Consider the following 10,267-nt stretch of genomic DNA (forward strand, 5'->3'; position numbering starts at 1 on the left):
CGGCCGGCCTCCTGGTACGCGCGGTGGCCGACTCCACCTGGCTGTTCCTGACGGCCAGCGCGGTCGCCCTCGCCGGCGGCGCGTTCGGCAACGTGCTGATCCCCACCCTGATCAAGCGGCACTTCCCCGCCAGAACCGGCACCATGATGACCGTCTACGCGACCGCGCTCGCGGTGGGCACGATGCTCGCCGCCGCCCTGACCGTCCCGATCGAACACGCCTCCGGCGGCAGCTGGCAGCTGGCCCTCGGCGTCTGGGCGGCCCTGGCCGTACTCGCCGCGGCGCCGTGGCTGGTGATTCTCCGCAAGGACACGCCCGAACGGCGCACCGGCTCGTACGGCGGCCCCAGAACCCTGGTCCGCAGCAAGCTCGCCTGGGCCATGGCCGGATATTTCGGCAGCCAGAGCCTGCTCGCGTACGTGCTGTTCGGCTGGCTCGCGCAGGTGCTGCTGGACGGCGGCTACACCACGGACGGCGCCGGCCTGGTCCTGGGCGTCTTCACCGCGCTCTTCATCCCGAGCTCCCTCGTGGTCCCGGCGCTGGCCGCCCGGATGCGGAACGTCCGCCCGCTGGTGACCCTGTTCGTGTTCCTCTACGTGGCCGGGTTCGCCGGCCTGCTCAGCGGTGACGCGCTCTGGGTCTGGGCGCTCGTGGTCGGGCTCGCCATGTCGGGTTTCCCGATGGCGCTGACGCTGCTGACCATGCGTGCCCGTACCGCCGAGGGCACGGCCGCGCTGTCGGCTTTCACGCAGAGTGTCGGCTATCTCGTGGCGGGCGCGGGGCCGCTGCTGATCGGTGTGCTCTACGACGTCACCGGCGGCTGGACGTGGCCGTTCGTGGTGCTGTTCGCCGTCGTCGTGGCGCAGATGCTGACGGGGTGGTACGTGGGCGCCGACCGGGTCATCGAGGACGAGGCGCGAGCCGTACCGGACAGGGTCGCGGCGACGGCGGGCTGAAAGCCCGCGGGAACAGAAAGGTGGCCACCCGAGGCGACCTGACCTCGCCTCGGGCGACCACAGATCAAGAGTAGGCCATCTCGCCTCAAACGGGAGAAGGACCCCACCCTTCCGCAGGTAAAAGCTCTGTTATAAATCTCGCCTGTTAGCGCTATCAGGCTCAGCGGTCAAGCCCAGATGCCCATAACGATCCGGTCTCAGCTGTGGAATCATCGGTTCTTCGTGATAGGGAGTACCGAGGTATTGACAGAGGCAGTGTTATCGCTAACACTCGGAAACCTCCCCGCAACACGGGCCTGACAGTGCACGAGAACGGATCGCGGCCGATGACATCGAGCAACCCGACGGCTGACACTCCGGCCGACCGCCCCAGGGCGGCGGTCATGGAGGACGTCGCCGGGCTCGCCGGTGTCTCGGCGATGACCGTCTCCCGGGTGCTGAACGCGCCGGAGAAAGTGCGACCCGAGACCCGGGCGCGCGTGCTCGCGGCCGTCCAGGAACTCGGCTACCGCCCCAACTTCGCCGCCCGCTCCCTGGTCACCGGCCGCTCCGGCGTCCTCGGCGTGGTCAGCTTCGACACAACGCTGTACGGCCCGGCATCCACCCTCTACGGCATCGAGCGCGCCGCCAGGCAGCACGACTACCTGGTGAGCATCGCCAGCCTGGAGGCGCTCACCCGCCGGTCCATCGCCGAGGGCGTCGAACGCCTGCGCTCCCAGTCGGTGGACGGCGTCATCATCATCGCCCCGCACGAGTCGGCCTCCGAGGGCCTGCGGCACCTGCCGAAGGACCTGCCGGTGGTGGACGTGGGCGGCGGCGAGGGTGTGCCGGTCCCGGTCGCCGCCGTGGACCAGCACTCCGGGGGCGCCCGCGCGACCAGGCACCTGCTCAGTCTCGGGCACCGGACGGTGTGGCACCTGTCCGGGCCGCCCAACTGGATCGACGCCAGCGGCCGTCTGCAGGGCTGGCGTTCGGTGCTGGAGGCGGAGGGCCGCGAGGTCCCGGAGCCGCTGGCCGGCGACTGGAGCGCGCAGTCCGGCTACGAGCACGGGCGGCGGCTGGCCCGTGACCCCGAGGTCACGGCCGTGTTCGTCGCCAACGACCCGATGGCGCTCGGCCTGCTGCGCGCGCTGCGCGAAGCCGGCAAGCGGGTGCCGGAGGACGTCAGCATCGTCGGTTTCGACGACGTTCCGGAGGCCGCGTACTTCTGGCCGCCGCTGACCACGGTCAGGCAGAACTTCGGCGAGGTCGGCGGGCAGGCGCTGCAACTACTCCTCGACCGGATCGCGGGGGTCGAGGGGGATGTCCGGCGGATGGTCGAGCCCGAGCTCGTCGTCCGTGAGTCCACTGCTCAACTCCGATAGCCGACCCGACGATCCGTTAGGGCACCACGACAGGTCTCCGTGGCCTGTGAGGCCCATGATGTTAGCGCAACCACGAACTAACGCTAGGTTGAGGATGATCGAACTCCGGCAGGAACTCGCTGACCTGCACCAGATACTCGTGACCGCCGGTCTGGTCGCCTGGACCGCCGGCAACGTCTCCGCGCGGGTCCCCGGGGCCGACCTCTTACTGATCAAGCCGAGTGGCGTGCCGTACGAGGACCTGACCCCCGGGTCGATGGTGCTGTGCGATCTCGAAGGGAAGCCCGTGGAGGACGGGCTGAAGCCCTCCAGTGACGTGTTCGCGCACGCGTACGTCTACCGCCACCGGCCGGACGTGTCCGGGGTCGTGCACACGCACTCCACGTACGCGACCGCCTGGGCCGCGCGCGGGGAGGCGATCCCGTGCGTGCTGACGGCCATGGCCGACGAGTTCGGCGGGGAGATCCCGGTCGGCCCGTTCGCGCTGATCGGCGGCGACGACATCGGCCGGGGCATCGTGGCGACCCTCGACGGCCACCGCTCCCCGGCCGTGCTCATGGCCAACCACGGCGTCTTCACCATCGGCGGCTCCCCGCGCGAGGCCGTCAAGGCCGCCGTGATGTGCGAGGACGTCGCAAGGACCGTGCACATCGCCCGCCAGCTCGGCACCCCCGTCGAGATCGCGCCGGCCGACGTCGACCGTCTTTACGACCGCTACCAGAACGTCTACGGACAGGGAGTCCGATGAAGGAAGTGTGGTTCCTCACGGGGAGTCAGGGTTTGTACGGCGAGGACACCCTGGCCCAGGTGGCCGGGCAGTCCCGGCGGATAGCCGAGACCCTGGACGGCTCCGGCCTCCCGGTCCGCATCGTGTGGCGGCCCGTGCTGACGGACGCCGCCGCGATCCGGCGGATCTGCCTGGAGGCCAACGCCGCCGACGACTGCGTCGGGGTGATCGCCTGGATGCACACCTTCTCGCCCGCCAAGATGTGGATCGCCGGGCTGGACGCGCTGCGTACTCCGCTGCTGCATCTGCACACCCAGGCCAACGTGGAGCTGCCCTGGGACTCCATCGACATGGACTTCATGAACCTGAACCAGGCCGCGCACGGCGACCGCGAGTTCGGCTACGTGCAGTCCCGCCTCGGGGTGGCGCGCAAGACGGTGGCCGGGCACGTCACCGACCCGGCCGTGGTCGAGCGGGTGGCCTCCTGGGCGCGGGCCGCGCTCGGCCTGGCCGAGATGCGCTCGCTCCGGCTGGCCCGCTTCGGCGACAACATGCGCGACGTGGCGGTGACCGAGGGCGACAAGGTCGAGGCGCAGCTGCGCTTCGGCGTCTCGGTCAACACCTACGGTGTGAACGACCTGGTCGCGGCCGTGGACGCGGTGGCCGACGCCGACGTGAACACCCTGGTCAAGGAGTACGCCGACACCTACCAGGTGGCGTCAGAACTGCTCGGTGAACGCCTCGACTCGCTGCGGTACGCGGCCAGGATCGAGCTCGGCCTGCGCGGTTTCCTCGCCGACGGCGGTTTCGGCGCGTTCACCACCAACTTCGAGGATCTGGGCGGCCTGCGGCAGCTGCCCGGCCTGGCCGTCCAGCGCCTGATGGCCGACGGGTACGGCTTCGGCGGCGAGGGCGACTGGAAGACCGCCCTGCTGGTCCGCACGCTCAAGACGATGGCGGTCGGCCTCCCGGGCGGAACCTCGTTCATGGAGGACTACACCTACCACCTCGAACCAGGACAGGAACTGGTACTCGGCGCGCACATGCTGGAGGTCTGCCCCAGCATCGCGTCCGGCGTACCGTCCTGCGAGATCCACCCGCTGGGCATCGGCGGCCGGGAGGACCCGGTGCGGCTCGTCTTCGACGCGGCGCCGGGGGGCGCCGTCGTGGTCGGCCTGGCCGACATGGGCGACCGTTTCCGGCTGGTCGCCAACCGGGTGGAGCTGGTCCCGCCCAGCGAGCCGCTGCCGATGCTGCCGGTGGCCCGTGCGGTGTGGAAGCCGTTGCCCGACTTCCGTACCGCGACAGAGACCTGGCTGATGGCCGGAGGCCCGCATCACACCGCCCTGTCGGCGGCGATCGGGCCCGAGGAGCTGACGGACCTGGCCGACATGGCCGGGACCGAGCTGCTGCTCATCGACGAGACCACCACGACCAGGCAGTTCACCAAGGAGCTCCGCTGGAACCAGGCGTACTACCGCCTGGCCCAGGGCCTCTGAAAATCCCCCCGTATCTCGAAGGAGATAGCGAATGTTAAAGAAGCTGTCGGCCGCCCTGACCGCGGGTCTGCTGGCCTCCGTCCTCGCCGCCTGCGGCGGTGGCGGTGAGACGAGTGCCAGCGGCGGCGGCGACGCCGGTTCCGGCAAGATCACGCTCGGGTTCTCCCAGGTCGGCTCGGAGAGCGGCTGGCGGGCCGCGAACACCAAGTCGATCAAGGACTCCGCGGCCACGGCCGGGATCGACCTGAAGTTCTCCGACGCGCAGCAGAAGCAGGAGAACCAGATCGCGTCGATCCGCTCCTACATCCAGCAGAAGGTGGACGTGATCGCCTTCTCGCCGGTGGTCGTGACCGGCTGGGACGCGGTGCTCAAGGAGGCGCAGGCCGCGAAGATCCCGGTCATCCTGACCGACCGGGCCGTGGACTCCGACGCCTCCCTCTACGCCACCTTCATCGGCTCCGACTTCGTCAAGGAGGGCGAGGAAGTCGGCAAGTGGGCGCTTGAGGAGTTCAAGTCCGCGTCCGGCCCCGTCAACATCGTCCAGCTGGAGGGCACGGTCGGCTCGGCGCCCGCGATCGACCGCAAGAAGGGCTTCGAGTCCATCATCGCCGCCAACCCCAACATGAAGGTCATCGCCTCGCAGAGCGGCGACTTCACCCGGGCCAAGGGCAAGGAGGTCATGCAGGCGCTGCTGCAGGCCAACCCGAAGATCGACCTGCTCTTCGCGCACAACGACGACATGGGCCTGGGCGCGATCGAGGCGATCAAGGCGGCCGGTCTCAAGCCCGGCGCCGACATCAAGATCGCGACGATCGACGCGGTCAAGGACGGCATGACCGCGCTGGCCGCCAACGAGATCAACTTCATCGCCGAGTGCAGCCCGCTCCTCGGTGAGCAGCTGATGGAGCTCACCAAGAAGGCCGCCGCCGGCGAGACGCTGGAGAAGCGCATCGTCACCAAGGAGACGACCTTCACGCCGCAGCAGGCCGCCGAGGTCCTGTCCACCCGTCAGTACTGAGTCCGCACGCCGGGCGGCCGGTTCTCCGGCCGCCCGGCCCCGAAGGAGGACCCGCCTTGTTGCAGATGACGGGTATCACGAAAGTCTTTCCGGGGGTACGGGCACTGGACGGCGTGGACTTCCGCCTGCTGCCCGGCGAGGTGCACGCGCTGATGGGGGAGAACGGCGCCGGCAAGTCCACCCTCATCAAAGTGCTCACCGGCGTGCACACCGCCGACTCCGGCGAGGTACGGCTGGGCGGGGTTCCGGTGGCCATCGGCAGCCCGAAGCAGGCCCAGGAAGCCGGCATCAGCACCGTCTACCAGGAGGTCAACCTCTGCCCCAACCTCTCGGTGGCGGAGAACGTCTTCATCGGGCGGGAGCCGCGCGGGCTGGGCGGCATCCGGTGGCGGGAGATGCGGCGGCGGGCGGGCGAACTGCTGGCGCGCTTCCAGCTGGACATCGACCCGGCCGCGCCCCTGGCGAGCTATTCGCTGGCCGTACGGCAGCTGGTGGCGATCGTCCGCGCCGTGGACATCTCGGCCAAGGTGCTCGTCCTGGACGAGCCGACGTCCAGCCTGGACCGGGACGAGGTGGCGCGGCTCTTCGCGCTCATGCGCCGGCTGCGGGACGAAGGCGTGGCCGTCCTGTTCGTCTCCCACTTCCTTGAGCAGGTGTTCGAGATCTCCGACCGGATGACGGTCCTGCGCAACGGGCGGCTGGTGGGCGAGTACGCGACGGCCGAGCTGAGCCGGGTGGAACTGGTCGGGCACATGACCGGGCGGGTGCTGCGCACCCTGGAGGAACTGCACGCGCCGCGCGAGGACGTACGGGAGGAGATCGCCAGCCGCGAGCCGGTGCTGGCGGCGCGAGGGCTGGGGCGGAAGGGCGGCATCGCGCCGTTCGATCTCGAGGTGCATCCGGGCGAGGTAGTGGGGTTCGCCGGGCTGCTCGGATCCGGGCGGACCGAGGCCGCGCGCCTGATGTTCGGGGCCGACGCGGCCGACAACGGCACGCTGGAGGTCGGCGGCTCGTCGTCCGCGCTCCGCACACCCGGCGCGGCCATCGGACGGGGGGTGGCGTTCTGTCCCGAGGATCGTAAGACTGAAGGGCTGGTCGAGGATCTGACCGTAGGGGAGAACATCGTGCTGGCTCTCCAGGCCTCCCGGGGATGGCTGCGGCCGCTGTCCGCGTCCCGGCGGGCCGAGCTGGTCGGCCAGTACATCAAGGCGCTCAGCATCAACCCGCCTGATCCGGACATCCCCGTACGCAATCTGAGCGGCGGGAACCAGCAGAAGGTCCTGCTCGCCCGGTGGCTGATCACCCAGCCCAGGCTGCTGATCCTGGACGAGCCCACCCGCGGGGTGGACGTCGGGGCCAAAGCGGAGATCCAGAAGCTGGTGGTCTCGCTCGCGGGCGACGGCATGGGAGTGGTGTTCATCTCCGCCGAGCTCGAAGAGGTCCTCCGGATCAGCCACAAGATCGAGGTGCTCCGGGACCGTGAGGTGATCGCCGAACTCGCCAACGAGAGCGACGTCACCCCCGAGCGCCTGCTGGAGATCATCGCGAACGGGGTGGCCCGATGAAGGCCCTGACCAAGCATCGGCTGTTCTGGCCGGCGGCGATCCTCGTGGTGATGCTGCTGGCCAACGTGATCGTCACGCCGACCTTCTTCCGCATCGAACTCAAGAACGGCCACCTGTACGGCAGCCTGATCGACATCATGCTCTACGGGGCCCCGCTGATCCTGATCGCGCTCGGCATGACCATGGTCATCGCGACCGGCGGGATCGACCTCTCGGTCGGCGCGACCGTGGCCATCTCCGGGGCGCTGGCCTGCTCGATCATCGCCGAGCAGCCGGACCAGGAGGCGGTGGGCGGCGTGCTCACCGCCGTCGCCTTCGCGCTCGGGCTCTCGCTGGTGCTGGGGTTGTGGAACGGCCTGCTGGTGGCGCGCATCGGGATCCAGCCGATCGTCGCGACGCTGATCCTCATGGTCGCCGGGCGGGGCGTGGCGCAGCTGATCACCGACGGCCAGATCATCACGATCAACAGCGAGCCGTACGAGCTGATCGGCGGCGGGTATCTCTTCGGGTTCCCGTTCGCGGTGCTCGTGGTCGCGGTCGTGGTGGCCGGGACGGCCGTCCTGATCCGGCGTACCGCGCTGGGGCTGCTGCTGGAGGCCGTGGGGGGCAACGCCGAGGCGTCCCGCCTGGTGGGCATCCGGGCGCGGCGCCTGCTCGTGCTCGCGTACGTCTTCTGCGCGTTCTGCGCCGGCATCGCGGGCCTGATGATCAGCTCCAACATCCGGGCGGCCGACGGCAACAACGCGGGGCTCTGGATCGAGCTGGACGCCATTCTCGCGGTGGTTATCGGTGGCACCTCGCTCATGGGCGGGCGTTTCTCCCTGGCCGGGACCGTGCTCGGCGCCCTCATCATCCAGACCCTCTCCACGACGATCTACACCACCGGCGTTCCGCCGCAGGTCACGCTCGTCTTCAAGGCCCTCGTGGTCACGGCGGTGTGCCTGATCCAGTCCCCGGCCTTCCGGGCCAAGGTGTTCCGTCGCCGACGGCCAACCGGTCCCGCAAGTCCCGCTCCCGCCGAAGCGGAGGTCGCCGCATGAAGCGCACACCCCAAGATCCCGCGCTCCCGGAAGCAGGCGACTCCGGTGCGGGCGTGGGAGGATCGCCACCCGACAGTGGGACGCGGGAAGCGAGCGGCCGGGTGGCGGCGGATCTCGACGCCCGGGACCCAGGTGGCTCCGCGGCGGCAGCCGACGTGCGGCAGACCGGGCGTGAGGCGGCGGACGGCGCCGGCGACGTTGTGAGCAACGGGCGGGCTCCCGGTCCGTTACGGGGCAGGTTCGCGCTGGCGACGGCCGGATCCCTCCCCCTGGGGCGGATGGCCCGGCGCGAGTACCTGCCGGTCCTGGTCACGCTGGCGCTGTTCGTGGTGCTGTTCGCGACCGGGTCGATCCTTTACCCGGCCTTCGGGTCGGGGCAGATCATCATCGACCTCTTCATCGACAACGGGTTCCTCCTGGTCGCCGCGATCGGCATGACGTTCGTCATCCTGACCGGGGGGATCGACCTGTCGGTCGGGGCGGTGATCGCCCTGTCCGCGATGTTGTCCGCGTTGCTGGTGGAACACGTCGGACTGTTCGTCATCCCCATCGTCCTGGCGGTGGGGGCTCTGCTGGGCTTCGCGATGGGCTACGTGATCCACCACTTCGAGATCCAGCCCTTCATCGCCACCCTGGCCGGCATGTTCCTCGCGCGTGGCCTCTGCTTCGTCATCAGCATCGACCAGATCTCCATCAAGCACCCGCTCTTCGCCGAGTGGCCGCACATCCCGATCCCGCTGCCGGGGGACATGTTCGTCAAGCCCACCGTCTTCGTCGCGATCGCGGTCCTGGCGCTGGCGTTCTGGGCGCTGCACTACACCCGGTTCGGCCGGGGCGTCTACGCGATCGGCGGCAACGAGCAGTCGGCGCTCCTGATGGGGCTTCCGGTCGCCCGTACGAAGATCGGCGCCTATGTGGTGAGCGGGACGTGTTCGGCGCTGGCGGGCATGCTGTTCGCCACGTACACGCTGTCCGGCACCGGCGTGCACGCGGTCGGCATGGAGCTGGACGCCATCGCCGCGGTCGTCATCGGCGGCACCCTGCTCACCGGTGGCTCCGGCTACGTGCTCGGCACCCTGCTGGGCGTGATGCTCCTCGGCTCGATCCAGACGCTGATCCGCTTCGAGGGCACGCTCAGCTCCTGGTGGATCAAGATCGTGACCGGTGTGCTGCTGTTCGTCTTCATCGTCCTCCAGCGGACGATCGCCCCGAAGAAATCCCAGAAGGGCTGAGCGCGGCGAGCGCGTGGGAGGCGGCCATGAGCGCACTGTTCATGGCCACCTCACTGAGCAGGCCGGGGGCGGCGACGCTGTCCCCGGCCAACCACACCCCGTCCCCGCGTACGACGGCCGGACGGTCGCGCCAGCTCAGCCCCGGCAGGTCGAGGGCGCCCGTACGGCCGCCGGCCAGGGACTCCCGCCGCCACGTGACGCGTTCGCGCCAGCCGGGGAGGGCGAGGCCGGCCAGGCGCTCCAGCCGTACCAGGGCGTCGGCTTTGGACTCGCCGGGGCGCACGGGCATCTGGAGTTGGATCAGGCTTTCGCCGTCCGGAGCCAGGGACGGATCCGGGGACGAATAGCGCTCCAGGAAGCCGCCCTCGTCCAGGTCGGAGAGGAGGAACAGGTCGCGGGGGTCCTGCCGTACGCCGAGGTCGAGGAGGACGGCGCGGCCGCTCTCCCAGCGCAGCGAGTCGTCCGCCAGCAGCTGACGGGCGGCGTCCAGGGAGGTCGCGACGATCGCCGGGCCTGCCGGTAGGGCGTCCGCGCGGGTTCCGGTCTCGATGCGTACGCCCAGGTGGCGGGCGTGGGCGGCCATGCGGTCGATGACCCGGCCCCAGCCTCCGACGACGTATCGGGGGGCGGGGAACTTCGGGGCGAGGGCGCGCCGGAAACGCTCCCAGACGAACGCCGCCGACAGCCGGCCCGGATCGGCGTCGTAGGTGACGACGCCCAGCACACCCGCGACCGCCTGGGTGGCCTCGGCGCCCAGCCGCCGCTCACCCCACGTACGGAAGTCCTCCTCCACCGGAGCGGTCAGCCCTCTCCTGGCGACCGCGGCCAGCAGCTCCCGGGGAACCCGCGCCTTCACCGCTCCCCGA

General features: G+C 70.1%; 9 protein-coding genes. 8 read left to right on the forward strand and 1 reads right to left on the reverse strand.

The annotated features are described in order from the left end of the window. From Aph01nite_RS39795 to yjfF, 8 genes are all read left to right on the forward strand, one after another. A partial coding sequence (locus Aph01nite_RS39795) for an MFS transporter (RefSeq protein WP_204046269.1) occupies nt 1-956 on the forward strand: 956 nt, incomplete at its 5' end. A gap of 326 nt (nt 957-1,282) precedes the next feature. Continuing rightward, on the forward strand, nt 1,283-2,320 hold the full coding sequence (locus Aph01nite_RS39800; RefSeq protein WP_239162332.1) for a LacI family DNA-binding transcriptional regulator: 1,038 nt from the start codon (nt 1,283-1,285) through the stop codon (nt 2,318-2,320). A gap of 94 nt (nt 2,321-2,414) precedes the next feature. Next, nucleotides 2,415-3,068 (forward strand): L-ribulose-5-phosphate 4-epimerase, encoded by a 654-nt coding sequence (locus Aph01nite_RS39805; RefSeq protein ID WP_204046270.1) that lies wholly within the window; start codon nt 2,415-2,417, stop codon nt 3,066-3,068. Then, the gene (gene araA, locus Aph01nite_RS39810) at nt 3,065-4,546 is read left to right on the forward strand and encodes an L-arabinose isomerase (RefSeq protein ID WP_204046271.1); all 1,482 of its coding nucleotides are present in this window, start codon (nt 3,065-3,067) and stop codon (nt 4,544-4,546) included. Before Aph01nite_RS39805 ends, araA begins: the two co-directional genes overlap by 4 nt. 31 nt (nt 4,547-4,577) lie before the next feature. After that, nucleotides 4,578-5,564: an ABC transporter substrate-binding protein gene (locus tag Aph01nite_RS39815; RefSeq protein ID WP_204046272.1), complete on the forward strand. Its 987-nt coding sequence runs from the start codon at nt 4,578-4,580 to the stop codon at nt 5,562-5,564. A 65-nt stretch (nt 5,565-5,629) separates the two neighbouring features. Beyond that, nucleotides 5,630-7,129, forward strand: coding sequence for a sugar ABC transporter ATP-binding protein (locus Aph01nite_RS39820; RefSeq protein ID WP_204046273.1), 1,500 nt, complete (start codon nt 5,630-5,632; stop codon nt 7,127-7,129). Next, nucleotides 7,126-8,169 (forward strand): ABC transporter permease, encoded by a 1,044-nt coding sequence (locus Aph01nite_RS39825; protein ID WP_204046274.1) that lies wholly within the window; start codon nt 7,126-7,128, stop codon nt 8,167-8,169. The genes Aph01nite_RS39820 and Aph01nite_RS39825 overlap by 4 nt, the downstream gene beginning before the upstream one ends. After that, on the forward strand, nt 8,166-9,401 hold the full coding sequence (gene yjfF, locus Aph01nite_RS39830; RefSeq protein WP_239162333.1) for a galactofuranose ABC transporter, permease protein YjfF: 1,236 nt from the start codon (nt 8,166-8,168) through the stop codon (nt 9,399-9,401). Before Aph01nite_RS39825 ends, yjfF begins: the two co-directional genes overlap by 4 nt. Here yjfF and Aph01nite_RS39835 read toward each other — a convergent pair. Next, a partial coding sequence (locus tag Aph01nite_RS39835) for a phytoene desaturase family protein (protein WP_204046275.1) occupies nt 9,352-10,267 on the reverse strand: 916 nt, incomplete at its 5' end. The genes yjfF and Aph01nite_RS39835 overlap by 50 nt on opposite strands.

The sequence above is a fragment of the Acrocarpospora phusangensis genome, from assembly GCF_016862995.1.
GTDB classification, from domain to species: Bacteria; Actinomycetota; Actinomycetes; order Streptosporangiales; family Streptosporangiaceae; genus Acrocarpospora; species Acrocarpospora phusangensis.